Here is a 26,450-nt window from a genome sequence, read left to right as displayed (position 1 = left end):
GAGCACTGGCTCATATCGAACCAATGCTCTCATATTACACCTATCCATTATTAATGGCTAATTCATAAATGAATATCGCACGTAGGTGTCATTGTTAGATCATCGTTAAATTAGTAACGAGTAACTAACGCGATTGGTTGATCTTCACCCATGATATCTTGTGGCATAAATACAGCTTTACCACCATTATGGATGACATGCTCGATGATTTCACCGATCGCATCATCAGTCACGCCTTCTGCGCTAGCGTCGCTTACAAGGCTTAGAGTTTGCGCTTTTTCATCAATTTTGGCAGATTGGATATAGCCACGACGTACGTAAAGGGTCTCGCCGGCGCCTTGGAATGCACTACGGTATACTTCCTGCAGATCAGTTTGCAGCATATTTGCACCGCGGGCTTTATCGATTTCGCCCAAAGCAGCATGATGTAATGATGTACGGTATTCTTCTACCGCTTCTTGTACACTATCAACGATATGCTGAGCGCTGCCATCTTCTAAATTAGTAACATTTGACACGGTAGCAATGATGTTGTCTGGACGGTCGCAGACTTCTTTATAGTAACCGATGTTTTTGGCGTCACCAACGATCACGAGTGGCATTTTGTGCTCACCCCATAGCTCTTGTACGCTTTTATCGACTTGATTAAAGTATTCTTTTAAGTGGCTGCTTTCATTATTTGATGAGCGATCTGACCCACCGTCACCTGTGGTATATAGCCCGTTATTTTCAACAGGAAACTGGATATTTTCCATGTTATTTTGTATGTCGTCATCTTTATCAAACTCTCTAATGACGCGATCATTTGATGCTTCAATCAGACGAGAATTATCGCGGGTTAGGACAACCGTATAGTAATGTACCGCACTGGCCATATCACGCACCAAATCACGAGTGGCAAAGCTGTCTGATATGACAACGCGCTCGGTCGTATCGATTGGCATACGGACGATTTGCACATCATCTGTACTAGCAAATATCGCTAAAGTATCGAGATTATAGTTATGATTTAATTCTTTGGTCTTTGCATGAATATTATCTAAAATAGTCGTCGCTGTACTCTTATCATATTCTTTATTTAGGCGGTCTTCGACAACTTTCAACTGATTTTTTTAGAGCGATAGGATCTTGCTCGTTCGCCGGATGTGCTCGGTGGGTCTTAACAAAGATACTTACCGCTGGATTGGCTTTGGTTTCACGTAAGCTTTTAAGAGTCGCTTTCATATATTGCTCCTTGTTTTATTATCATTTACTTTCGATTTTATACATTCTTTTATGAGTACAATGTCAGGGCATCTTGCCTTATTTATTATTAATAGCAGCTCTAATCATTGTCGGTAAACAACGAATTATACTGTCAATTCATCAATATTTTTTATCCATTGTCTATCTGTACGCCTGATCGGCGTACAATTTTTAAATTCCTTTATATTGATGCTAACAGCTACCCTAAGCTCGCTATAGGGTTAATTTGCAAGCAAATGATAGCCCTTTGTAAGTAGAGCACTCTGTATTGTTAAAGATTTCTACTATAGTCAGTCCTAAATAAAACAGATACATTATATATCTAGGTGGAACTGGTCTAAATTTTCCTTGCGTGCTGTGCCTACGCAGACAGAGGCTGCGAAAAACTTATCCCAGTCCCACTGTATCGTTTTTATACTGAATTCACTATATCTCAACTTACTATATTATTTATTATTTGTCGTTTCCTTTGAGCATTCACTTTTAGTTTAAGCATTCACTCTTAGTTTATAAGTACTCAGGTTGTATTTTGACTAAATGAACCCATCTTTTATATAACTAAATATAAATTTTAAATGGCGCGAGTCGTAGTACATCGCAAAGTTAGCTCGTATCAAGCGCGATTTAAAAGCTACGTTTGCCTAATCTTTCTTTCATAATAATCATTAATATCGGATACCTTTATGTCTCTTCCTTCTTCAGATTTGCGCCTTGTTGATTTTACCAATGCTGCGCCAAGTACATTACAAACCCAAGTCATCAATGCTATCGACGATGCCAATAGTTTCTTAGATAACTTGACGGCGGGGGCTGACAATAGTACTGGCATTGCAAAATTAAGCGCTGAGCAAGCACTGGCAGATGTGATGCAGTTTGATCATATCAATCTAGCGCTGGATCGTAGCTGGGGAATCTTGTCTCATCTCAATGGCGTGATGAGTAACGATGAGATTCGTCATGTCCACCACGAGCTACTGCCCAAGTTATCGGCTTACGGGACGCGGGTTGGTCAACATCAGCCACTTTTTACCCGCTATCAAACGATCGTCGATGATACCGAGTTTTTTGCGGCACTTGAGCCGGCACGTGCGCGGGCGATCGAGCTGGCACTACGTAGCTTTGAGTTATCAGGGGTGGCATTACCTAAGACTGAGCAAGATAAATTTGCTGCTATTCAAAGTGAGCTATCTACCTTATCTGCGACATTCTCAGATCGTATCTTGGATGCAACCCAAGCCTTTGCATTGCCTCTACAACCAAATCAGCTAAAAGGCTTAACAGAGAGCGGTTTGGCGCTATTGGCAGATGCAGGTGAACAGTTCAAGACTCGTGAGCTTGCTAATGGCACCCTGAGTCAAACAGATATAGACGCGCTTCCGACGCCTTATTATGTCGCAAGCTTGAACATTCCTATATATCTAGCGGTTATGACCCACGCTGATGACCGCAGCTTACGGGAAACGCTGTATCGCGCTTATGTCACGCGCGCCTCTGAATTTGATACGCATACCAATGCTAAAGGTGAGTCATTAAATAATGCTGACATCATGAGCCAAATTCTCACCTTACGTGAACAAAAGGCCAAGTTATTAGGCTTTGATAATTATGCTGAAGTATCCCTATCGACTAAGATGGCAGACAGTGTCTCAGAGGTAGAAACGTTCCTGCGTGACTTGGCCACTCAAGCGACCCCAGCCGCGCAGAAAGATTTAGCAAAGTTACAGAGGTATGCGCAGGATTATGGCATTGATGAATTGCAACCTTGGGATAGCGCCTACATCGCTGAGAAAGTAAAACAAAGTGAATTTAGCTTGTCACAAGAAGAGATTCGTCCGTACTTTCCATTGCCAAAAGTGACGAGCGGTTTGTTTGCCATTGTCGAACGTCTATATGGTATTACAGTACAAGAGCAAAGCTATGAGGGTGCAGATGATCATTCTGTATCACGCTGGCACGATGACGTACGTTTTTACCAACTGTTTGATGCTGATGATCAATTGATTGGCGGATTTTATTTTGATTTGTTTGCTCGTAGCGGCAAGCGCGGCGGTGCTTGGATGAGTGGTTTTCAATCTCGTTACAGTTACGAGGAACAAAACCATCAGCAGCTACCTGTTTGCTTCATGGTTGGCAATTTTACGCCCGCACTTGATGGCAAGCCAAGCTTATTGACCCATGATGAGGTGCTGACCTTATTCCACGAATTTGGTCACGGCTTACATCATTTGTTAACTCAAGTGACCGTTGGTGATGTCGCGGGTGTCAATGGCGTCGAATGGGATGCCGTCGAGCTTCCTAGTCAGTTTATGGAAAACTGGGCTTGGGATGCTGAAGGCATTGCCCTTATTAGCAGTCATGTCGACACTGGCGAGCCACTGCCTAAAGACAAACTTGATGCACTATTGGCTGTCAAAAACTTCCAAAGCGGCCTACAAACGCTGCGCCAGATTGAGTTTGCGCTGTTTGATTTGCTGATTCATGCCCATACACCAGCACTTAATTATGAGGGTATCTTAGCGACTTTAAATGCCGTGCGTAGCGATATCGCTATCATGCAAACACCTGACTATAACCGCTTTGCCAATGGCTTCAGCCATATATTCGCAGGTGGCTATGCTGCAGGTTATTACTCGTATAAATGGGCTGAGCTGCTCTCGGCAGATGCGTTTAGTAAGTTTGAAGAAGAGGGCATTTTTAACCCAGCAACAGGTAAAGCTTTTCGTGAGTCGATCCTGTCTGTTGGAGGTAGTTTTCCAGCCAAAACCAATTTCGAAAACTTCCGTGGCCGTAGTGCGAACATAGATGCCTTGCTACGCCATAACGGTTTCACTGATGCAAAGAATACTGATGCTGCAAATGCTCAAACAACACGCGAGGCTATCTAAATGCGCTATCAGTCATCAAGCCCTAAACGTCGATTTTTAGCAGGAGTGCGCTGTCCAAAATGCCAGGAGATGGACGCTGTGGTACAGATAAATATTGTTACGCCAACGCCAGATGAATACATCGAATGCACAAAATGCGGACATTCGGAACATCGCCCTGACCCTGATGCCATCAGCGCCAAAAACCATCTTGAGGATCAGCTTGCTCGCGATGCCATGACAACAGGCACCAGTGGTACAGTCAAGTTCAAACCCTAGTTATCCAGTGTTGTTTCTAGACTACCACCTAAGCAACTCACTATTTCATACTGACTTAAGCCTATCTATCAATAGATAGGCTTTTTATTCTGAGTTTGCTATAGTAGGTCTACTTATATTCTTGACACAAATCGATCATAATATGAACCGTAAAAAATGCGCCCTTTATCGACCAAGCCTTCTAGGGCAACATCTGCGACAGCTGGCCGACGAGTTTGGATTATCCTTATTTTTGCGGTGATACTCATTGCTGTTGGTTACTTACTTTGGGTAAAACCCGAGCCAGAAGTGGTTTCACCTATCATTCAATCAACTACGATGAATAAGCAAACCGAGGCTGCTCAAGCGGCTTCGACTCCACACATCATAACTGATGAGCCTGACACTGTACTCACTGACAGCAGTTTCACTGATGAAAGCGCCAGTGCAGACGACAATAAGGGTGTTGAAACGCGAAACCCTAAAGCTATCTTAAATGCACCGCTGCCAAAGACGGACAGCTTAGCCAAAGAAGAAATTGATCGTTTAGAAGATGAACGTAAACGCTTAGCTGAACAAGAAAAGTTGGCTGCTGAGCAATTGGCAATGAATAAACAGCTAACCGATATGAAAGCAGAACAAATCGCTCTACTTGAACAGCAAATAGCACAATTAGAAGCGGATAGCTCTACTAGTACAGAGACACAATAAACGTAGGATTTTCACAAAGAGGTCTATAATGGCGATTCTGCAACTTACGCATGCCTCTATTTTAAATAGCAATGCACAGCTGCTTGTTTTACCTGTCAATAACGCTGGTGTCATTCTAGACCCTGTGCTCACGCGAGCCAAAACATTGTTTCCTGATAACTATCATCATTATCATAGCGTGTGCCGTGATGGCAGTCTGAGTGTTGGCAGCTGCTTACTGTATAAGCGCACACGTGAGCAATCTGGTCTTGGCATCAGTAGTAACGGCAATCAACCAAGTTATATCGCCAACCTTGCTGTATCAAACCACCCATACCATCCTGCGCGGTCGCGTTGGCTCATCGCGGCTTTGATTGACCTACAGCAGAAATTAATTCCGCTCATACGCTATCAGGGTATCCGTAGGGTTGCGCTACTCGCTCGTCCGCTTATCTCCGATAATCCTCGCGATCCTATATCTAATAAAAATGGGAGTATAAATTCGCTACCTCTAGATTGGCAGACTGATACGTTGCCATTATTGACCACGTATTTACAAGACCTACCAAAACTGCGTATCGATATACATATGCCCAAAAGCATTGATTTATAAATGGCTCTCTAGCCAGTCATCACTTTTTGCGCCCATAAAACCGCCTTGGGCACTCATAAGAGCATCCCAAGGCGGTTTTTATGAATCAAACTACATCAAATACTGAGCCTTAGTTCTGCTCAACACCTTTCATCGTCAGTTTGATACGGCCGCGGTTATCAACGTCTTGCACAAGCACTTTAACGACCTGACCTTCTTTCAGATAATCAGATACATTTTCTACGCGCTCTTCTGCGATTTGTGAGATGTGCACTAGGCCATCAGTGTTTGGTAATAGGTTAACAAACGCACCAAAGTCGACGATACGAGCAACCGTACCTTCATAAGTTTTGCCAACTTCAACTTCAGCAGTTATTGCTTCGATTTTACCGATAGCGGCTTTAGTCGCTGCTTTGTTTTCACCAAAGATACGAATCGTACCAGCGTCATCGATATCGATAACCGCACCAGTCTCTTCGGTTAGCTGACGGATAGTTGCGCCGCCTTTACCGATAACGTCACGAATTTTGTCTGGGTTGATTTCGATAACGGCATAGTTTGGTGCATGAGCGTTGATTTCAGTACGGCTCTCAGGCAATACTTGGTTCATTGCGTCCAAGATATGGATACGACCAGCGTGGGCTTGCTTAAGCGCTTGCTCCATGATGTCAGGGGTAATACCTTCAATCTTGATATCCATCTGTAGTGCAGTGATACCGTTTTTAGAACCGGCTACTTTAAAGTCCATATCACCTAGATGATCTTCGTCACCTAAGATATCTGACAAGACAGCAAAACGCTCGCCTTCTTTAACCAGACCCATCGCGATACCAGCAACTGGTGCTTTTAATGGTACGCCTGCATCCATCAACGCCAAGCTTGCACCGCAAACAGACGCCATAGAAGATGAACCGTTTGATTCAGTGATTTCTGATACCACACGGATGACGTATGGGAAGCGTTCGCTATCTGGAAGCATCGCTTGTACACCGCGGCGTGCAAGGCGACCATGGCCGATTTCACGACGCTTTGGCGCGCCTTCACGACCCGTCTCACCTACTGAAAAGTGTGGGAAGTTGTAATGCAGCATGAAATGGTCGCGAATCGTGCCACCTAGTGAGTCAATCATATTGACATCACGGGTGTTACCAAGCGTGGTTGTCACCAATGCTTGCGTCTCACCGCGGGTAAACAGTGCTGAACCATGTGTATATGGTAGAACACCCACTTGTACGTCAAGTGCACGAACCGTCTCAAGATCACGACCATCAATACGCGGCTTACCTGACAAGATATTGTCACGCACGGTGCGGTATTTTTGTTCTTCATAGATGTCTTTGAGCTCAGACACTTTGTCACTGTAGTCGTCCGCTTCAGCATCACCTGCTAGGCTCTCAATGATGGCTTGCTTAATCTCATCAAGGGCCGCGTAACGCTCTTGCTTTTCAGTGATGGTGTAGGCTTCAGCGATTTTGTCGCCGAACTGTTCTTTTACCGCAGACTCTAGCTCAGCATTGGCAGCAGGCGCGGTGAATTCTGCTTTTGTGTGCCCACTTCTTCAGCAAGGGCAACGATGTTGTCGATGACGATTTGTTGCTGCTCGTGACCGTACAAGACTGCGCCTAACATTTGGTCTTCTGACAGCTCTGCTGCTTCTGATTCAACCATCAATACTGCTGATTTGGTGCCCGCAACCACAAGGTCAAGGTCACTGGTTTCTAGCTGCTCAAGCGTTGGGTTTAGCACGTATTCGCCATCGATAAAGCCAACGCGTGCGCCAGCGATAGGACCGTTAAACGGCGCATCTGAGATTGCCAATGCCGCTGATGCACCAATCATCGCGGCGATGTCTGCGTGCTGCGTCTTGTCTGATGACACGACGGTGGCAGTAATTTGAATCTCGTTTACATAACCTTCAGGAAATAACGGACGAATCGGACGGTCGATTAAGCGAGAGGTCAGCGTTTCAAACTCGCTCGCACGGCCTTCACGTTTGCCGTAAGCACCTGGGATTTTACCCGCAGCGTACATTTTTTCTTGATAGTTTACGGTCAATGGAAAGAAGTTTTGACCTTCTTTGGCTTCTGATTTTACGACTGCTGCGACAAGTACGGTCACGCCACCCATATGTACTAATACAGAGTTTGCTTGACGGGCAATTCGGCCTGTCTCGATAACGACCTGCTGATCGCCGTACTGAAATTCACGCTTAATGGTATTAAACATTGTCATATAATCTTCCTAATGTTGACTGACAAAAGTGATATCAGCTTTGAAAAACCTGATATCTGTCATTAAAATTCTGTGTATATGGTCATTAACTGACAATCTCTCTATTAGAAATCATCTCAATCAATGCCAATAACTTTACCTAATTATTTCATATATCTTTTCGTGCTAGACATCGTACTATTATGTATATTTGGTCGTTCAATTTTGGCTTTACTATAAATACTATCAAACAGACATTAAGTCAAAAGACTTCGGCGCTAAAGACCGTCCAGGCTATGTCTACGCTCTCAAGAATCAGCTATTTACGCAGTAAGCTAAGAGACAAGTACTTTATCAGTAGTCGCTATATATTCAGTAGATATACTATCGAACTCACAAGGCATTATTTTACAGTGATTTATAGCCATTGACCAATTAATTGCAGAACAGAGCCGTTATCGATAGAAAATACTGATTTTAACGCCCAATCAGCATCATTATCATTATTTTTGGTAGCTGATGTTTGTCGACATTGATGTGTTTTAGACAAATGGTGCTATCTAAACATAGCTTTCAAAATGAATAAGCATAAAAAAACGGCGTGAAACTATTCCACACCGTTTTTAGAAAAATCTATTTTATCGATAACAACAAACAAGTTCCAAGCGGTTAGCAAAATTTTAAGATTCTGCCATATAATGGCGTCCTTTGTTTTACCACCCACTCGTATTATTGTCGTTAGATTAGCGACGTAGACCTAACTGACTGATAAGAGTGGTGTAGCGACCAAGATCTTTACCTTTTAGGTAATCAAGCAATTTGCGACGCGTGTTAACCATACGGATAAGACCGCGACGGCTATGATGGTCAGCTTTATGTTCTTTGAAATGATTCTGCAAATCGTTGATACGAGCGCTCAACAAAGCTACTTGAACTTCTGGGGAGCCAGTGTCGTTTTCGCCACGTTGGTATTGAGCGATGATTTGTTCACGATCGGTATTAGTTAGCATAAATATCTCCGGCAATGCTAAAAACTTTAAAAACGGACTACAATTTGAGTCAGATTAAAAGCAGTAGAATAGTAAATAAAATAACTTGCGCGCCATTCAGGACAACCCTGCATTACTAGAGTTGACCTAGTGTACGACAAATTCAGTTAAAGATAACGACCATTTAACACGTTTGAACGTATGCATTATATTTATCAACGTCAACACCTAGTTAAGGTGTGGATCTAACTAACATACATTATTCAAAACCTGATTTAAATGTGAGGGCAATTATAACAAAAAACTGCTGAACTATCAGCAGTTTTTCATAAAACTTGTAAATTTAGATCTGGCCTTAATGGGAGGACAGTTTATCAACAGATGACAATGTTTGCTTATTTGTTAATATCATCTTGTGTTGCATTGCCACCTAGCTCGTCATCGTCAAGTGGTGACGCTGTGGTGGCTTCTGCCAAACTATCAGGAGTAGCATCCTCACCAGGATCAATGTCTTCTGATAATTGCTGAATTTTTTTTCTTGCGCATCCATATTATCTGTTGAGTTACTCATGTTAGCTCCTACATTATTATTTTTCAAAATATCTATTTTACAGTTACCAATACTAAGATAATTATTGCTACTAAGCTAAAGCCAAATGCAGCTGTACCATTCTAGGCTGAATGACACACAAAGATACTATTTGTCTTCTTTAGCATCTTTTACATTACTAGCAATGCGGTCTGCTGCTGCTTCGCTGTTTTCAGTATGGTTGTCTTCAGTTTGACTCTTAAGAGCGGCCGTTGCCGATTCAGCACGTTGTTGCTCAAGTTCAGTATCATTTGGGTTAGAGTTAGACATAATATTTTCCTTAATTGTAATTATATCTTTAATTGTAATTATAAATAGTTGAGAATTTTTAATTTTTCATCTTTCAATAAATAAAGCAAAATTTAAGACAATGCTTTGTCGATAGCATCGACAAAATTACTGATATCATCTGGATTACGTGAAGTAATTAAATTGCCATCGACTTGTACAGTCTTATCGACGTACGTCGCACCAGCATTTTCTAGATCGGTTTGCAGCGTATGATAGGCGGTTAGTGTTTTGCCTTTAGCAATGCCCGTGTTGATAAGTGCCCAAGGTGCATGACAAATCACAGCTAATGGTTTACCTGCGTCGTTAATGGCATTGATAACCTTATGAGCGTCTTTGTTACCACGAATAGTATCAGCGTTCACTGTACCACCTGGCAATACCAATGCATCATAATCGGAAACATTTGCATCTTTTACGAAGATATCAGCAGTAAAGGTATCACCTTTATTTACATCCTGCTGCATGGCTTGGACTTCTTTAGCATCGTTCGTAGTGATCAGTAGCGTCTTATAACCTTTGTTTTTTAGCTGGTTATTCACATCTTCATATTCTGCTTGCTCGAAGTTATTGTGTAGTAAAAAAGCGATCGTTTTCATAATATTTCCTTTTGTATTTAGCATTGAGTTTGTATTAATTCATTTGTTTTAATATTTTTATCATTCATTAATGTTATACATCGTTAATAGTCTTCCCTTGACTGGTTTTATACTTATTAGAAAATGTCCTTGGTTATAATTCTATTTTTTGGTTATTATTGTCGTCCATTTTCATTTTATGCAGCTGTCCTTAACTGGTATATACACTGTATAAAAAAACAGGTTTCACCATAGGCGAAACCTGCAATAAAATGTGACGGTATGTGATTAGTGTAAACCATTAGTAAAGCAGACAAAAACCGTTGCCTACTGATCAGCATTTATTAATACAGCCTCAACGTTGGATAAGCTTTTTGGGCTGTAAGCGTCCATTGAGGCTAATGGCGCCCAATCCAAGAAATGCTCCTTGCTCATTTAGCAAGCGTATATCAACAGCTAACTCGTGCTGTAAAGGCTGCGAGATGTCCATGCTGTCTTCAGTACCGATATCAGAACCAGCAATATTGGTTTCTGCTTCACTGGCATGGGATATTTGATGAGCAGCATTGCTTGCAACATAATCTCTAAGCTTACCTATCAAGCTATCGGATAAGTTTAAGCGCTGTCCCATATGTACGCGCGCGCACTGTTCTTCGGTCAGTACCAACTCAGCATCGATATCAATACACGCATCGACAGGCAATAACTGAGAGTGTCGGCTATCTAAGTCTTTGTCTTCTAAAGCCGATAGTGCAATAGAATCATCAATACTAAAATTACCGACTTGCGTGCGACGCAATGCCGTTAAATGTCCAAGCGTTCCTAGCTTTTTTGCAATATCCTCTGCTAATACGCGTACGTAAGTCCCTTTGGTACAAGTGACTGTCAAACAAATCTGTATATCATCAATCGCATGCAGCTCAATCGCCTTAATAATGATATCTCTCGGTGGCCTATCAATTTCAATACCAGCGCGGGCATACTCATACAGTTTTTTGCCATCTTTTTTTAATGCTGAATACATCGGTGGTATCTGCTGCTGAGGGCCCAGAAATTGCTGTGCGATAGTAGCCAATGAAACATCATCAAATGTTGGAATAGATGATTGTGCCACCACTTGACCGTCTGCATCACCCGTATCGGTTTGACTACCAAGCAAAATCGTTGCTTGATAAGACTTGTCAGCATCCAGTTGATAATGACTAAACTTGGTCGCTTCGCCTAGGCAAATCGGCAATAAACCAGTTGCCATCGGATCAAGCGTACCAGTATGACCAGCCTTTTTGCTATCGTGTATCGGTGACTTAAACAAATACTTCACTTTCGACACAACTTGCTGTGAAGTCATACCTTTGGGTTTGTCCACCAAGATAACCCCTGAAACTTTTATTTTTCAGGTGCTTTGCTGGCTTTTTTATCAGGTTGCTTAGACGTTATAGACATAATAATAACTTACTCGTCATTCTCGTTTTGCTCAGTTTTGTTGACGGCTTTATTAATCAAGTCCATCATGTAGTTACCACGAGCAGTCACTTCATCATAGTGAAAGCGTAGGCGCGGCGTAGTACGTGTTTTTAGGCTATGGCTCAGCTCAGTACGCAAAAACCCTGCTGCTTTATTTAATACTTTGACGCTTTCTTCGTGATTGGTCTTAGTCATGGCATCATTGAGCTCAGGCTCCATGATAGTGACATAGATATCTGCATAGCCTAAATCTGGGCTCACTTTGACACTGGAAATTGTGACAAAGCCTGTTAGACGAGGATCATTGACTTCATCACGAATAAGAACAGCAAGCTCACGCTGGATCTGATCGGATAAGCGTTGTAGACGTTGGTTCATGTTGTTACCTTACTTTAATGGGCTTATTGTTATTAATATATAGAACTGTTTGCTAAAAAATGTAGTAATGATATTTGCTAAAAAAGGCCTAGCAGGGTGTACCTGATAGGCCTAAGTACCGCTGAATATCGACAGAGTATCTAGCATGCTCAGCACATTTGGCATATTGCATTGCTACATACTCTGTTATCGAACAGCGGCTTTAGATAGTACGGGCGAACTCTTGAATTTCAAAGACTTCGATCTTATCGCCAGCTTCGACATCATAGCCACGAACGGCCAGACCACATTCCATACCAGTACGTACTTCATTGACGTCTTCTTTATAACGACGTAATGATTGCAATTGACCAGTAAAGATAACTTGGTCATCACGTAATACGCGGATAGGTTTGTTGCGATAGATTGTACCTTCAACCACCATACAACCAGCAGCCGCACCAAACTTACTAGAGCGGAATACTTCACGAACTTCTGCAACACCAAGGATTTTCTCACGATGTTCAGGGAGCAAGCATACCACTCATTGCAGATTTCACATCATCAATCAAACCATAGATGACACTATAGTAACGAATATCCATGTTAGCTGTATCTGCTTTACGGCGTGCGGTGGCATCTGCACGGACGTTAAAGCCTAACAATACCGCTTCGCTAGATTCTGCAAGTGTTACGTCAGACTCAGAGATAGGACCAACACCTGAACTGATAACTCTGACTTTTACTTCATCAGTAGACAATTCATTTAGGGCAGCTAGTAGTGCTTCAAGTGAACCACGTACGTCTGTCTTCAATACAATGTTCAAGAATGACACATCGCCTTGACCCATCTGATCGAACATGCTTTCTAAACGCATGGCATTTTGACGCTCAAGTTGACGCTCACGCTCACGGTTGGTTCTAAAGGCCGCAACTTCGCGCGCTTTTTTCTCGTCCGTTACTACTAAGAATTCACTACCAGCCGCAGGTGTTTCAGGCAGACCTAAAATCTCTACAGGAATAGAAGGGCCAGCTGATTTAACACGTTGACCATTCTCATCCGTTAGTGCACGTACTTTACCGTAGTGCTCACCAGCTAGAACCAAGTCGCCTTGTTTCAACGTGCCTTTCTTAACTAGAACACTAACCACAGGGCCACGACCTTTTTCCAGTCTTGATTCAATAACCACACCCTGTGCAGCACCGTCTAGTGGCGCCTCTAACTCCATTAACTCAGCTTGCAAGCTAATAAACTCTAGTAAGTCGTCGATACCTTCGCCTGTCTTAGCTGAAATACGGGCCATTGGTGTGTCGCCGCCCCATTCTTCTGTGACGACTTCTTTCGTTGTCAATTCATTGAGAACACGGTCAGGATCAGCATTTGGCTTATCCATTTTATTAATAGCAACAATGATTGGCGTACCAGCAGCACGTGCATGATCAATCGCTTCTGCCGTTTGTGGCATCATGCCATCATCAGCTGCGACGACAAGTACAACAATATCAGTTGCCTGAGCACCGCGTGAGCGCATTGCGCTAAACGCTGCGTGACCGGGAGTATCAAGGAAAGTGATAACACCACGATCGGTTTCTACGTGATAAGCACCGATATGCTGAGTAATACCACCTGCTTCGCCAGTCGCTACTTTGGTCTCGCGAATCTTATCAAGCAATGAGGTCTTACCATGGTCAACGTGACCCATGATAGTGACGACAGGTGGACGGGTTTGCACGTTACTGCTGCGCTCATCGACAGCATCTTGTAGATCGTCTTCGACCTTGGTATCACTGACAAGGACAGGGTTGTGACCCATCTCTTCAACGATCAGACTTGCTGTCGCTTGATCGATGGTATCTGATTCGCGAGCGATTTCACCCATTTTCATCAGTAATTTAATGACTTCACGAGCCTTGACTGCCATACGCTGTGCAAGATCTGCAACTGAAATTTGCTCACCAATCTCAACATCATAGACGATTTTTTCGACAGGTTTTTCAAACTTGTGCTGTGAGGCTTGTGTTGAACGCAAACCGTTTTTACGGTTTTTGATTTCACGCTCATCTTGATTCTTACGACGACGACCACGAGCACCCGTGCTGTTTGCACCGCGTTTGATTTCGCGACGTTCTTTTCAAATGACTCTTCTAATGCATCACCGACCAGGCCTTCAGCCAATGGTTCATCTTTACGCACTTCTGCCACAGGCTCACGATCGGTATATTTACCAGCCATTTTACGCATTTGCTCAAGCGTACGCTTTTGCGCTTCTTCTGCTTGCTTGCGGCGTGTTTCTGCCTCAATTTCACGTAAACGTGCTTCCTCGGCTTCGCGTGCTTCACGAGCTTTACGCTCAGCAGCTGTCTCAACTTTAGGTTTAGTAGCAGCAACCTTTTTCTTCGGCTGCTCTTTAGGCTTGACTTCAACGGTGGCTTTGCTCGCTTTACCGCCTTTTTTGACGACAACTGACGTAGAAATATCATCGTTTTTGTCGTCTGATTTTTTGCTAGAGCCTAAGCTTGCACGCATTGCAGCTAAAGTTGCCGCTTGGCGCTCTTCTGCTTTTTTCTTGGTCGCAGCACGTTCTTCTGCTTCTTTAGCAGCACGCTCTTGAGATTCAATGAGAGCCTGCTCTCGCGCGGCTAATTCTTCAGCTATTTTCTTTGGATCCGGCTTCTCAAATACTTTCTTTTGCGTACTTCAACATTAACGCTCTTAGATTTACCCGAAGAGCCAGTCACACGAGCGGTACTCGTTGTCTTAGATTTGAGACTAATACGACGCTTTTCGTTTTGACCATGACTTTGTTTTAAATACGTCACCAACTTCTCTTGCTCAAACTCGGTGACTAGGTCATCCTCTGCGCGAGCAGGTAGGCCAGCATCTACCAGTTGCTGCTTTACAGCACTTGTAGTTTTGCCTACCATTTCTGCCAGTTCTTTGACGGTCTTATCTGCCATTTATTATCACCTACTGTCTATTATTTGCTATATGTTCAATTCAGTTGTTGGCTACAAATGATTGGGTTAAGGCCAGTATTTACAGTATGTAGACACCAGCACTTTATTCTCAATAGCATATCACCAAAAGACAGCGATATGCAGTTACCGCTTATTCATCGAACCAAGATTCCCGAGCTTTCATGATGAGTTTTCCTGCAGTTTCGGAGTCTAATCCTTCGATATCTTCTAGATCGAAGACGGCTTGTTCTGCCAAATCATCCACGGTAATAATATCTTTTTGTGCCATTTTATAGGCCCAGCTGACTGTCATACCTTCAAGCTCTTGAAGCTCTTGACTTGGCTCTTTCATGTTCTGTTGTTTGACCAGCTCATCAGCAATGACGACGTCTTTAGCACGTTCTTGAATCATGTCGATTGCTTCATCGTCTAACCCTTCAATGTCATAGAAGGTATCGACTGGCACATAGGCCACTTCTTCGATACTGGTAAAACCAATATCAACCAGCGCCTGCGCTAGATCTTGATCAACTTCTAGGCGATCATAAAATAATTCAATAAATGCTTTTGATTCGTTTTCTTGACGCTGTTTGTACTCTTCTTCGAGCATCATATTCAGCTTATAGCCAGTCAACTCAGAGGCCAAGCGTACGTTTTGGCCTTGTGAGCCAATCGCGCGTGCCAGTTGATCGTTGGTGCTAAAGATAATATCTGCTGTTTGAGTGTCTTCATCTAAGATGATGCTGCTGACATCAGCTGGTTCTAAAGAGCTGATGATGAACTGAGCTGGATCATCTGACCAAACCACAACATCGATACGCTCACCATCTAGCTCTTGCTGTACTGCTTGGATACGTGTACCACGCATACCAATACAAGCCCCAACAGGATCAATCCGATGATCGTTGGTCTTCACGGCTATTTTAGCACGGGTGCCCGGCAAGCGAGCGACGTTACGGATTTCGATAATTTGTTCTGCAATCTCAGGTACTTCTTTTTGCATCAATGCTGATAGCATTTCAGGATGCGTGCGAGATAACAATAGCTGTGCACCGCGGTTTTCACGGTTTACATGATATAAGATGGCGTTGATACGTGATTTTGGACGTAGCTGCTCACGTGGCAACATTTGATCGCGTGACAAGTAGCCTTCAGCATTGTCGCCTAAGTCGATGATATAGCCATCACGTGTCTGTTTCTTGACTTCGCCATACATCATTTCACCAACACGCGGCTCAAAAGCGTCTGCCACAAGTGCGCGCTCAGCTTCACGGATTTTTTGGATGATGACCTGCTTTGCTTGAGTGGCTGCAATACGACCAAATTCAATCGATTCGATTTGCTCTTCTTTGATATCACCAATTGACCATTCTTCTTGATCAAGATCTGTGATAGCAAGCTGACAAGCAGGCATTTCATGGTCTTCATCTGCAACCACGGTCCAATAACGATAAGTGTCATAATCGCCAGTTGCACGGTCAATAGCTACTCGCACAGCCACTTCTGGCTGCTCAGTATATACTTTTTTCTTGGTCGATACCACCAAAGCGTCTTCTATGGCTTCAAAGATGTCTTCAGGATTTAAGCCCTTTTCATTACTGACAGTTTCTACTACCGTTAAGATTTCACGACTCATGCTATACCTGTCCTATCATTTTTTGATTGACTTAAATTTTATAATTTGGGTGTTGCTATCATATAGTTACTATAAGCCACATAAGCTATTTGAAGATGACACTGCTGATCTATGAGCAGCTGCCTAATAATATGTCGTTAGGCATCTTCGTAAACTAAGTTGGCTTTATCAATATTACTTAATGCAATCTCAAACTGCTCACCATCGCTTGACGTCAGTTTTAAAACTTTATCATCGATACTATCTAATGTACCTGTTGCTTTACGACGTTTTTGATCACCTGTGCCGATAGCTTGAATCAAACGTAAGCTTACTGTTTGACCCACATAGGCATGCATCTGCTCATCTGAGAAAAATGCACGGTCAAAACCAGGTGAAGACACTTCTAAAATATATTCACCAGCGATAGGATCATGAACTTCTAAGATACCGCTTACTTGATGGTTCACTGCGGCACAGTCTTCGATAGTAACGTGCTTATCTTGGGCTTGCTCTTCTGGCAATGCCTCAATATAAATACGCAATAAAGAGCGACGGCCTTGTGGCGCAAATTCTATACCCCATAGCGACACATCGCAAGCGGCCACAGCAGGGGCAATAATATTAGTCAGTTCTGCAACTTTAGTCGAAAGCTTCATAATCTCTTTGTATTTTCCTATTCGCTTATCTATCGTACTTAGTAAACCGTATCAAAGCTTTGCTCTTTTCGTACTTATATATAGTAAGAATTACGGTCATTATATAATGGTAAACCACAAACATATAACAGATGTTGTGCGTTTATATAGGGACGAGCCTAAAACATCAAGCTCAGCCAAACAATGCTTTTATTAGTTATAAAGCACTACTATCGATAAAAGCGTGAGGAATAAAAGATAGTGTTGCTTAAGGAGCATCGTGCCAGTGGCGGCCGATGATGACCAGTGACGAGTAATATCGTACTCTATAGACCTAGAGCTTAGCATAAGTAGGATAGATACCGCGATAACACTGACCTTCAGATACAAAAAACCCACAAACATTATGGTGGGTTAATCGGTACTGACAAATTTAGTGTACAAGACATCAGTATAAAAAGTGGTAGCGGGGGCTGGATTTGAACCAACGACCTTCGGGTTATGAGCCCGACGAGCTACCAGACTGCTCCACCCCGCATCAATCTAGAACGCATATTATAGGGGAGATAATGTAGAAGTGTCAACACTTTATTTAAAATAATTATAAATTAAGTGGTTGCTACTAAAAATCCAACCTGACGCTATGCGGCGTCTGTGAAACTTGGTGCGATTGGGGGACTTGAACCCCCACAGCTTTCGCCACCACCCCCTCAAGATGGCGTGTCTACCATTCCACCACAATCGCATTTTACCACCCTGTTCTCTAACTTCCTATCTACTATATATAATGCGTAAGGTAGGCATTAATAGATAAGGACTTGCGAAAACAGAAAAGCATTGTAAATGTAACCTACCAAAATAGCAAGCGCTGACTACTCAAAAGCCACTTATTCAGGATTTTGCGTCAATGGACGCGGCGTTTGCGGTGCTGAAACTGGCGCATCTAGACGAAACTGATCTTCAGCCTGCTTACGGGCATGCACCGCCAACGTCATACTGGTAATAAAGAATATGACCGTCAATACTGCAGTCGCACGCGTCAAAAAGTTAGCAGTTCCCGCCGCGCCAAATACGGTACCTGATGAGCCGGCACCAAAAGAAGCCCCAGCATCTGCCCCTTTACCATGCTGTATCAAAATCAAGCCGATCATGGCAATGGCCACGATAATATGCAGGGCTAATATAAACGTAAACATGGTGGCCTCTTTTGCCGCGTAATGACGACTGATAACGGAAAATAAAACATAAGGTTAATAAAAATAATGACTAGCATCTGATGATACCAAATCGATTATATAAATAAGGCGCATTGTACACGATTGCAAGGGTACTGTTAAACCTACTTTTACCAACTGATAAAACCATACTGTCTATCAGCTATGATACTGATATCTGAGCGTTATTTATTCGATTAAGCATTCGCTTGACTAAAAGCATCAGCGATCGCTAAGAAGCTATCTGCTTTCAATGAGGCACCGCCAACCAATGCGCCATCAATCATAGAGTCAGAAGCAAAGCTATCAGCATTATCAGCATTAACGCTACCACCGTATAAGACGGTGACTGTATCGGCCATATCAGCAAAGCCCGCAACGGTTTGCTTGATATGTTGATGAGTCTTACTCACTTCTGCCACAGTCGGTACTTTACCTGTACCAATTGCCCAGACAGGTTCGTAAGCGACGAGTAGCTTTTCAGATAACGATGCTGCTAAATCTGGTTGCTGAACAAGCATATCTTTAATCACTGAGAGTTGTTCATTGATAACGTCAAGTGTTTGACCATTATCATACTGTTCTTGCGTTTCGCCGATACAGAACACCACACCAAGATTTTGAGAAAACGCATGAGACAGTTTATTTATTAGACAGTCATGAGATTCTTTATGATACTGGCGACGCTCAGAGTGACCAAGTATCGTCCAAGTAGCTCCTGTATCTGCGACTTGCTGTGCTGAGCAGTCTCCGGTGTAAGCGCCTGTTCTTGCACTATGAGCGCTCACGTCTTGAGCGGCGCTGACTATTGAAGTATTTGCTAAGCGTGCACTGACTGCGGCCAAATGAATACAGCTTGGTGCTACCATCAATTTGCATTGACTACTAGAGGTTGGCGTTTTAGCTTGATTTTTAGCATCAACCTTAGTCAGCAGGTCATTTAACAGCGCATCAACATCATGGCTAGTTGCTGGATTCTGCTTCCAATTACCGATCACCCAAGCTTGCATACTTATTTACCTTGTCTCATGTATTCGCGCCAATTCGGCTCATATGCGCGCCAGTATAACAAATAATTCGTAAGTGCTATAGTAGTGTGCTGCCAGAAGCAGCGGTGCTTTTCAATACCTATGTTCAAAAATGACAACTAAAAACAGAGATTTTGATGTATTGATTGTTTAATCATTTGTAGAAAGCCTTTAAACTAAAATAAAGTCAAGTCGTATATTGTGTCTAACAGAAATTAAAAATTATTAAATGCTCTCTAAGTTATTACGAAAGAAGTAGAAATAACTTGCTGAATCAAAATACGTATCCATTACCGCAAATATATTAAAGCATATATAGTAGTCTGTATTCTAAAGCGGTGTGCAAACCCTTTATCAAGGAGAGGTCATAATGTCTATTACAACCAGTAAATATGGTGGTCTAGCGCAGCAGCTCATCAGTGATGGTGTCGTTAGCGAAGCAAATATGAAAACGGCACAGATTGAGTCGCAGGAGCAGAAAATCGGATTGGTGCCGTACCTTGTAGACAATAAACTGGCTGATTCTTATCACCTTGCTCAAATGTTATCACAAGCCTTTGGCGATCCTTTGTTCGATCTCGATGCGCTCAGCACTGATGTCATTCCAAAGGACTTAGTCGATGAAAAAATCGTCCGTAAGTTTAATGCATTGCCATTATTCAAGCGCGGCCAACGCTTATTTGTAGCGCTTAGTGATCCAACTCGTGTTGATGCTATTGATGCTATTGCCTTTAATTCTCGCTTGTCTATCGAAACGATTGTTGTTGAAGAAAACAAGCTAAAAAAGCGTATCGAAAGCGTTTACGTTGATACGATGCAGAGCTTTGACAGCTTCTCTGACAGTGACTTAAATGTTGGTTTTGAAGATGGTGATGACGATCAGGACGAAGGGACAACCAAACTTAATGATGGGGTCGATGAAGCACCTGTTGTAAAATTCGTCAATAAAATGTTGGTCGATGCTATTCGCATGGGTGCCTCTGATTTGCACTTTGAGCCTTACGAAAAATCTTTCCGAGTACGTTTTCGTGTTGATGGCGTGATGCAAAGATGGCCAGTCCGCCAGTGCAGCTCGCTGGCAAAATTGCGGCTCGTCTAAAAGTCATGTCACAGATGGATATCTCAGAGCGCAGAATACCACAAGATGGTCGTATCAAGCTCAAAATCTCTAAGACCAAAGCCATCGATTTCCGGGTAAACTCATTACCAACCTTATTCGGTGAAAAAATCGTTTTGCGTATCCTAGATCCTTCATCAGCCATGCTTGGTATTGATGCGCTAGGGTATGAACCTGATCAGCAGGAGATGTTTTTAGAAGCGCTGCACAAACCGCAAGGTATGCTACTGATTACTGGCCCTACTGGTTCTGGTAAGACAGTCTCTCTTTACACAGGTATCAATATCTTAAACACTGGTGCCACCAATATTTCAACCGCCGAAGACCCTGTGGAGATTAACCTTGAAGGTATCAATCAGGTCAATGTCAACGCTAAGGTCGGCCTAACCTTTGCTAATGCGCTCAAGTCTTTTTTGCGTCAAGATCCTGATATTGTCATGGTTGGTGAGATTCGTGACTTGGAGACTGCCGAGATCGCTATTAAAGCGGCACAAACAGGGCATATGGTACTCTCCACCCTACATACCAATTCAGCACCCGAGACATTAACGCGTTTGCGTAATATGGGAGTGGCGTCTTTTAACATTGCAACGTCAGTCAACTTAGTCATTGCGCAACGTTTGGCGCGGCGACTGTGCAATAACTGTAAAAAACCGATCAATATCCCTCGTCAAAGTTTGCTAGAGATTGGTTTTACTGATGCAGATTTGGATAATCCAGACAACGTGATTTATGAGCCAGTGGGCTGCAATGAGTGCCGTGAAGGTTATAAAGGCCGTGTAGGTATTTATGAGGTAATGAAGGTCAGCCCCGACATCTCACGTATCATTATGGAAGATGGCAATGCCATAGATATCAAAGATGCGGCGCTCAAAAATGGTTTTCGAGATCTACGCCGTTCTGGGGTCTTAAAAGTTCTGCAAGGTGTCACTAGTATTCAAGAAATGATGCGCGTTACTTCTGAATAAGTAGCATAAGCATTAAGTCGTATATGCAACTATTAGGGCGTGTTGAACATTCGCAAATAGGCACTGCTGATCGCTAAAATTGTTCCAGACAAGGCACAAAGCGACGATAATGCAGATGCCTTAGCGAGATTTGTAACGCAGTATGGGGCAATTTTAGCATCAGCCCGCAGGGACAGGACTCTTTTTGCCGCTTCATCGTTAAAAATAAGCGCTTAGAGTGACTAAACTTATTATTTTTAACATCGAATCGCCTAAAAAATAGTCGCTGTCAGTGCCATGGTCGAATGTTCAACACGCCCTAATCTTCTAGTATTTTTTCTTTCTAAAGGCTCCTAACGTAGAAATACTATCTAATAGATATACTTAAAAATAAAACAGATAGGCACTGGTTTTTTGCGCTAAAATAAAGTATACCAGCCAACAATTTTGTCTGGTATTCTGCTTTATGTTTGCAATATCTATATTAGACAATCTCGAGGGTAGTAATATGGCAAAAGCTAAGACTGACATGCTGTTGGACTTTGTCTATGATGGCGTAAACCGGCGCGGGCAAAGGTGAAAGGCGAAACCACTAGTCGTAGCTTAGAGTTAGCCAAAGCTACTTTACGCAAGCAAGGGATCACGGTTAAAGGTATCAAGAAGAAACCAAAACCGCTCTACACCTTCAAAAAACCAATTAAAGCCATTGATATTGCGATTTTTGCGCGACAATTGGCAACGATGATGAAAGCAGGTGTCCCGCTGACTCAATCTTTTGAAATTGTAGCAGATTCGCTTGATAATCCGAGTATGAAAGACTTGGTGCTACAAATCAAAGCTGATATCGAAGCAGGTGGCACCTTTGCTTCCGCCCTACGTAAACACCCTCGTTACTTTGATGATCTATTCTGCTCACTTGTCGAATCGGGTGAGCAATCGGGTGCGCTAGAGACCATGCTTGAGCGTGTAGCGACTTACAAAGAAAAAAGCGAACTACTAAAAGCAAAGATTAAGAAAGCAATGAAATATCCGATTGCTGTCATCGTAGTTGCCATTATCGTTACTATGATTCTACTAATAAAAGTCGTGCCTGTATTTTCAGACCTATTTGAGTCATTTGGCGCAGAGCTACCTGCTTTTACTCAAATGGTAGTGGGTATGTCTGAGTGGATGAAAGCATGGTGGTTTATTTTAATTATTTTTATCGGTGGGGCTATTATCGGATTTTCAGAAGCCAAAAACGCTCTAAAAAATTCCGTGACTTTTTAGACCGTGCGGTACTAAAAGCACCAATTTTTGGCAATATTGCTTACCAAGCAATTATTGCGCGCTTTGCTCGTACCCTATCTACCACTTTTGCCGCTGGTGTACCTCTCATTGATGCGCTAGATTCTACTGCTGGTGCGACCAACAATGTCGTGTTTTATAATGCCACTCAACAGGTCAAAAATGACGTTTCTACTGGTCAGCAACTACAGTTCTCCATACGTTCAACCAATTTATTCCCAAGTCTCGTTATTCAAATGGTGGGTATCGGCGAAGAGTCTGGTAGCTTGGAAGAAATGCTAGATAAAGTCGCTGTCTACTACGAAAACGAAGTCGACAATGCCGTTGATGGTTTGACCAGCTTAATGGAACCTATGATCATGGCTGTACTGGGTGTATTAGTTGGTGGTCTGGTCATTGCGATGTACTTACCAATCTTCCAAATGGGCTCAGTCGTAGGATAATGGTTTAATGCAATTCATACAGTTACTACAAGAAAATATAGCTCTAGCCTTGGTCGTATTTGGTTTGTTAGGTCTTTGTGTTGGCAGTTTTTTAAATGTTGTGATTCATCGTATCCCACTTATGATGATTTACGGTTGGCGACAAGAATGTAGCCAATTTATGATCGAACAGGCCGATATGCCACGCGAGCATACGTTACCTATAGCGAATGTCGTGGCTACTGACCAACCCATTACTTTGAGTCGACCTGCCTCACGCTGCCCCCATTGCGCTCATAAGATCAGATGGTATGAAAACATACCCTTAATCAGCTGGCTGGCACTAAAAGGGCGCTGCTCAAACTGCAAAGCTGCGATTGGTTTGCGTTATCCTGTAGTTGAGTTAGTAACCGCTTTACTATCGGTGCTCGTGATCTACAAATTCGGCGTCAATGCAACTGGATTGTCAGCGCTCGTTTTAGTGTGGACACTAGTGGCTCTAACCGGTATTGATTTTGATACGCAGCTACTACCCGATCGCCTGACTTTTCCACTAGCAGGTCTAGGATTGGCCGTCAACTCACAAGGCTGGTTTGTCTCACCAACGCAGTCGATATGGGGTTTACTCTTCGGATTTTTATCACTCTGGATCGTCGTTAAAGTATTCTACTTAATCACTAAGAAACATGGGATGGGACAAGGTGATTTTAAATTACTAGCAGTATTAGGTGCTTGGCTCGGGCCCATGATGTTGCCATTAATTATTTTATTGTCATCCCTTGCTTGGGTCGATCGTCGGAATAATCTTGATGAAAAAACAAGGTGAGAGCAGGCCTTTTGCCTTTGGTCCTTACATTGCTGTCGCAGGTATTGTTGCTTTATTATACGGCTCAGATATCGTCAGCTGGTATCTTGGTATGTATACTTACTGAGTCTTGATAGTAAGCTTTTTACCCTAATCTATAAGCATAATTACTGATAAGCAATTTCTTCATTAGTCACTGCTTTTACTACCTCTGTCAAATAAGCCATCATTATGTCAAATAAAGCCGCACAATCTTATTCGCGTCAACCACAGAAACTACAGACAAAAAACAAGACGCTCGTCGTTGGTTTAACAGGCGGGATCGGTAGTGGCAAATCCGCTGCTAGTGCTTGGTTTTCTGAGCAAGGGATTGATATTATCGATGCCGATGTGATCGCTCATGAGATCGTTACTAAAGGCAGCGATACTCTGCGCAAAAATCCAAAAACGGTTTGGCGATTGGGTATTAAATGATGATGGGTCAATGGATAGGGCCGCTGTACGCACGCACGTATTTGCAAACCCTGAAGCGCTTATTGAGCTTGAGGCGATCACGCATCCAGCGATACGTGAGACAGCCAAAGCACAGTTAGAGTCTAGCACCTCAGCTTATGTGGTATTGTCCGCACCCCTACTCATTGAGGGGAGCAGAAGCGGGTCTTGCCAATTTATGCCAACGTATCCTTGTGATGGATGCCACCGAAGACACGCAGCTTGCGCGTGCCAGTCAGCGTGATGATCAAAGTATTCAAAAAATCAAAGCCATTATGACCAACCAGCTTAGTCGTGAAGAGCGCAATCGTCATGCAGACGATATCATACTTAACGAGAGCGACCTTGCCTCTATACTTACAGCTAGAACCCCTACACCAAGAGTACCTTAAGCTTGCCCAGCAGCTAAAGTTCGCTGGCGATTAACCTCATACAGTGCCATACCAGTAGCGACGCTTACGTTTAAGCTTTGTAGGTTGCCATGCTCGTTTCCCTGACATCGGAATATAAACCAGCTCATCGCAGCTCTCCATTGTCAGGCGGCGCATCCCCCTCCCTTCTGACCCCATAATGATGGCTGTTTTGCCAGTCAGATCAGCGGCATGGATAGGCTTCGCATCGGCATTGAGCGCCGTACCAAACACAAATACTCCTGCGTTTTTGATGTGCGAAAGTGTACGTGCCAAATTGGTGACACTAATAATCGGCATCATCTCTGCGGCCCCAACAGATACTTTAGCGACTGTGGGCGTCAGGCTTGCTGCATGGTGCTTCGGACAAACCACGGCGTCCACACCCATTGCTACGGCTGTGCGCAAGCAAGCGCCAAAGTTATGTGCGTCTGTGATTTGATCTAGCACTAACAATAAGCACTGTTCGCGACCAATAATGGTATCAAGCAGACCTTCATCAGCAAAACCTAGCGGACGAGCATTGAGTACCACGCCTTGATGCTGCGGGCTACCACATAGCTGTGTCAGCTTATCTTTTTGGGTCGGCTGGATACTGATACCATTAGCTTCCGCCTCAGCCATAATGGCTTGTACATGGCTGTCACTCTCGCGTCCCTGTTGCACAAACAAGCTAAGACCATCCAAAGGGCGGTGTTTAAGTAACGCATCAATGGCATGAATGCCGTAAAAATAAATGGGTTTTGCCATAACAGGCCTATTAAGTATTAGGTGGATATCGCGCTAAGCGATGGAATAAGAAGAATGTCATTGGCATTGAGCACTGCAACTCGTTGGCAATGAGGGAGCGATTAAGTCAGCACTAAAAACAGAAATAAACAATACCAATCTGATATTGTTTATTGTTTGGTCATTAATATTTGATGGCGTTAGCTGTTCACTGATGATGCTAGCTTAATTGCAGCCAATGTTAACTTAATCGCATTGTTGATAATATCAACCTTCTAAATGGCAGACATACTGGACGATTTCTTCGGTACGTAGATTGAAACCGCTATTGCCTTCGACAACAAACGATTGACCAGCACGGTAGTAGCTAAACTCGTCATCACCATTAATTTTCACTTCACACTCGCCGCCGGTGATTTCGATACGCTCGGATGTATTGGTGCTAAAGTGATAATGCTCGACCAAGTTATCACAAGGTAAGATCACACCCAAGGTTTTGTGACGACCGTCTTCAAACATAATGGTATGGCTGGAACAGCGACCATCATAAGATACTGTCGCTTGGGCATTAACTGTTACGTTAGTAAATTGCGCCGCTGTCATAGTGGCTTCCTTATCAAATAATTATGGTAAAACTAAAAAATAAGTAACTGGTTACCGCTA

The 26,450-nt window shown here is 43.1% G+C and carries 16 protein-coding genes, 2 tRNA genes and 7 pseudogenes; 8 read left to right on the top strand and 17 right to left on the bottom strand.

What is annotated here, in order from left to right; genetic code table 11:
- Window positions 1-110 precede the first annotated feature (110 nt).
- Window positions 111-1,103 carry an AOC03_06830 family ribosome hibernation factor gene (locus tag PKHYL_RS00535; RefSeq protein ID WP_240365724.1) on the bottom strand — a complete coding sequence of 331 codons (993 nt, stop codon included), beginning with the start codon at window positions 1,101-1,103 and terminating at the stop codon, window positions 111-113.
- Complete coding sequence (locus PKHYL_RS00530; protein ID WP_240365723.1) at window positions 1,075-1,224, bottom strand: hypothetical protein; 150 nt, start codon at window positions 1,222-1,224, stop codon at window positions 1,075-1,077. Before PKHYL_RS00530 ends, PKHYL_RS00535 begins: the two co-directional genes overlap by 29 nt.
- A 704-nt stretch (window positions 1,225-1,928) precedes the next feature.
- Between PKHYL_RS00530 and PKHYL_RS00525 the strand changes: the two genes are divergently transcribed.
- The 4 genes from PKHYL_RS00525 (at window position 1,929) to PKHYL_RS00510 (ending at window position 5,670) form a co-directional block, all read left to right on the top strand.
- The gene (locus PKHYL_RS00525; RefSeq protein WP_071002595.1) at window positions 1,929-4,130 is read left to right on the top strand and encodes a M3 family metallopeptidase; all 2,202 of its coding nucleotides are present in this window, start codon (window positions 1,929-1,931) and stop codon (window positions 4,128-4,130) included.
- Window positions 4,131-4,388 (top strand): YheV family putative zinc ribbon protein, encoded by a 258-nt coding sequence (locus PKHYL_RS00520; RefSeq protein ID WP_071002596.1) that lies wholly within the window; start codon window positions 4,131-4,133, stop codon window positions 4,386-4,388.
- A 156-nt stretch (window positions 4,389-4,544) separates the two neighbouring features.
- Complete coding sequence (locus tag PKHYL_RS00515) at window positions 4,545-5,078, top strand: hypothetical protein (protein WP_240365722.1); 534 nt, start codon at window positions 4,545-4,547, stop codon at window positions 5,076-5,078.
- 28 nt (window positions 5,079-5,106) lie between these two features.
- Window positions 5,107-5,670, top strand: a complete 564-nt coding sequence (locus PKHYL_RS00510; RefSeq protein WP_071002598.1) for a hypothetical protein — start codon at window positions 5,107-5,109, stop codon at window positions 5,668-5,670.
- A 109-nt stretch (window positions 5,671-5,779) separates the two neighbouring features.
- Here PKHYL_RS00510 and pnp read toward each other — a convergent pair.
- The 13 genes and pseudogenes from pnp to tpiA form a co-directional block, all read right to left on the bottom strand.
- A pseudogene (gene pnp, locus PKHYL_RS00505) lies at window positions 5,780-7,881 on the bottom strand (polyribonucleotide nucleotidyltransferase).
- Window positions 7,882-8,603: 722 nt separating this feature from the next.
- Entirely contained in the window at window positions 8,604-8,870 is a 267-nt protein-coding gene (gene rpsO / locus PKHYL_RS00500; RefSeq protein WP_058023603.1) for a 30S ribosomal protein S15, read from the bottom strand.
- Between the two features lie 676 nt (window positions 8,871-9,546).
- On the bottom strand, window positions 9,547-9,708 hold the full coding sequence (locus tag PKHYL_RS00495; protein ID WP_156770984.1) for a hypothetical protein: 162 nt from the start codon (window positions 9,706-9,708) through the stop codon (window positions 9,547-9,549).
- Between the two features lie 92 nt (window positions 9,709-9,800).
- On the bottom strand, window positions 9,801-10,325 hold the full coding sequence (locus PKHYL_RS00490) for a type 1 glutamine amidotransferase domain-containing protein (RefSeq protein WP_071002600.1): 525 nt from the start codon (window positions 10,323-10,325) through the stop codon (window positions 9,801-9,803).
- Between the two features lie 334 nt (window positions 10,326-10,659).
- Window positions 10,660-11,670, bottom strand: a complete 1,011-nt coding sequence (gene truB / locus PKHYL_RS00485; protein WP_442966104.1) for a tRNA pseudouridine(55) synthase TruB — start codon at window positions 11,668-11,670, stop codon at window positions 10,660-10,662.
- Window positions 11,671-11,756: 86 nt separating this feature from the next.
- Window positions 11,757-12,146, bottom strand: a complete 390-nt coding sequence (locus tag PKHYL_RS00480; RefSeq protein ID WP_071002602.1) for a ribosome-binding factor A — start codon at window positions 12,144-12,146, stop codon at window positions 11,757-11,759.
- A 202-nt stretch (window positions 12,147-12,348) separates the two neighbouring features.
- Window positions 12,349-15,083 (bottom strand): annotated as a pseudogene (gene infB / locus PKHYL_RS00475) (translation initiation factor IF-2).
- Between the two features lie 151 nt (window positions 15,084-15,234).
- Entirely contained in the window at window positions 15,235-16,719 is a 1,485-nt protein-coding gene (nusA, locus tag PKHYL_RS00470) for a transcription termination factor NusA (RefSeq protein ID WP_071002604.1), read from the bottom strand.
- Between the two features lie 137 nt (window positions 16,720-16,856).
- The gene (rimP, locus tag PKHYL_RS00465; RefSeq protein WP_058023609.1) at window positions 16,857-17,357 is read right to left on the bottom strand and encodes a ribosome maturation factor RimP; all 501 of its coding nucleotides are present in this window, start codon (window positions 17,355-17,357) and stop codon (window positions 16,857-16,859) included.
- Between the two features lie 440 nt (window positions 17,358-17,797).
- Window positions 17,798-17,874: transfer RNA gene (locus PKHYL_RS00460), tRNA-Met, on the bottom strand.
- A gap of 124 nt (window positions 17,875-17,998) precedes the next feature.
- Window positions 17,999-18,081: transfer RNA gene (locus PKHYL_RS00455), tRNA-Leu, on the bottom strand.
- A gap of 142 nt (window positions 18,082-18,223) precedes the next feature.
- The gene (secG, locus tag PKHYL_RS00450; RefSeq protein ID WP_021814138.1) at window positions 18,224-18,532 is read right to left on the bottom strand and encodes a preprotein translocase subunit SecG; all 309 of its coding nucleotides are present in this window, start codon (window positions 18,530-18,532) and stop codon (window positions 18,224-18,226) included.
- A 215-nt stretch (window positions 18,533-18,747) separates the two neighbouring features.
- A complete protein-coding gene (gene tpiA, locus PKHYL_RS00445; RefSeq protein WP_240365721.1) occupies window positions 18,748-19,560 on the bottom strand; it encodes a triose-phosphate isomerase in 813 nt (270 codons plus the stop codon).
- A gap of 559 nt (window positions 19,561-20,119) precedes the next feature.
- Here tpiA and pilB point away from each other — a divergent pair.
- From pilB to coaE, 4 pseudogenes are all read left to right on the top strand, one after another.
- A pseudogene (gene pilB, locus PKHYL_RS00440) lies at window positions 20,120-21,663 on the top strand (type IV-A pilus assembly ATPase PilB).
- A 487-nt stretch (window positions 21,664-22,150) separates the two neighbouring features.
- Window positions 22,151-23,372, top strand: a pseudogene (locus PKHYL_RS00435) (type II secretion system F family protein).
- A gap of 7 nt (window positions 23,373-23,379) precedes the next feature.
- Window positions 23,380-24,283, top strand: a pseudogene (locus PKHYL_RS00430) (prepilin peptidase).
- A 104-nt stretch (window positions 24,284-24,387) separates the two neighbouring features.
- Window positions 24,388-25,074, top strand: a pseudogene (coaE, locus tag PKHYL_RS00425) (dephospho-CoA kinase).
- Here the strand turns inward: coaE and rlmB are convergent.
- Window positions 25,037-25,808 (bottom strand): annotated as a pseudogene (rlmB, locus tag PKHYL_RS00420) (23S rRNA (guanosine(2251)-2'-O)-methyltransferase RlmB). The pseudogenes coaE and rlmB overlap by 38 nt on opposite strands.
- Before the next feature lie 246 nt (window positions 25,809-26,054).
- Window positions 26,055-26,390, bottom strand: coding sequence for a pyrimidine/purine nucleoside phosphorylase (gene ppnP, locus PKHYL_RS00415; protein ID WP_058023616.1), 336 nt, complete (start codon window positions 26,388-26,390; stop codon window positions 26,055-26,057).
- Window positions 26,391-26,450: the final 60 nt, after the last annotated feature.

The sequence above is a fragment of the Psychrobacter sp. KH172YL61 genome (assembly GCF_007182895.1).
Classification (GTDB): Bacteria; Pseudomonadota; Gammaproteobacteria; order Pseudomonadales; family Moraxellaceae; genus Psychrobacter; species Psychrobacter pacificensis.
Note: the sequence above shows the minus strand (reverse complement) of the source record. Positions and strands in the feature narration are given on the sequence as shown.

Bases quoted from the DNA above. Each gene is read 5' to 3' on its own strand.
- PKHYL_RS00530 (WP_240365723.1), bottom strand. From the start codon at position 1,224: ATGAAAGCGACTCTTAAAAGCTTACGTGAAACCAAAGCCAATCCAGCG.
- PKHYL_RS00525 (WP_071002595.1), top strand. From the start codon at position 1,929: ATGTCTCTTCCTTCTTCAGATTTGCGCCTTGTTGATTTTACCAATGCT.
- PKHYL_RS00520 (WP_071002596.1), top strand. From the start codon at position 4,131: ATGCGCTATCAGTCATCAAGCCCTAAACGTCGATTTTTAGCAGGAGTG.
- PKHYL_RS00515 (WP_240365722.1), top strand. From the start codon at position 4,545: ATGCGCCCTTTATCGACCAAGCCTTCTAGGGCAACATCTGCGACAGCT.
- PKHYL_RS00510 (WP_071002598.1), top strand. From the start codon at position 5,107: ATGGCGATTCTGCAACTTACGCATGCCTCTATTTTAAATAGCAATGCA.
- rpsO (WP_058023603.1), bottom strand. From the start codon at position 8,870: ATGCTAACTAATACCGATCGTGAACAAATCATCGCTCAATACCAACGT.
- PKHYL_RS00495 (WP_156770984.1), bottom strand. From the start codon at position 9,708: ATGTCTAACTCTAACCCAAATGATACTGAACTTGAGCAACAACGTGCT.
- PKHYL_RS00490 (WP_071002600.1), bottom strand. From the start codon at position 10,325: ATGAAAACGATCGCTTTTTTACTACACAATAACTTCGAGCAAGCAGAA.
- PKHYL_RS00480 (WP_071002602.1), bottom strand. From the start codon at position 12,146: ATGAACCAACGTCTACAACGCTTATCCGATCAGATCCAGCGTGAGCTT.
- nusA (WP_071002604.1), bottom strand. From the start codon at position 16,719: ATGAGTCGTGAAATCTTAACGGTAGTAGAAACTGTCAGTAATGAAAAG.
- rimP (WP_058023609.1), bottom strand. From the start codon at position 17,357: ATGAAGCTTTCGACTAAAGTTGCAGAACTGACTAATATTATTGCCCCT.
- secG (WP_021814138.1), bottom strand. From the start codon at position 18,532: ATGTTTACGTTTATATTAGCCCTGCATATTATCGTGGCCATTGCCATG.
- tpiA (WP_240365721.1), bottom strand. From the start codon at position 19,560: ATGCAAGCTTGGGTGATCGGTAATTGGAAGCAGAATCCAGCAACTAGC.
- ppnP (WP_058023616.1), bottom strand. From the start codon at position 26,390: ATGACAGCGGCGCAATTTACTAACGTAACAGTTAATGCCCAAGCGACA.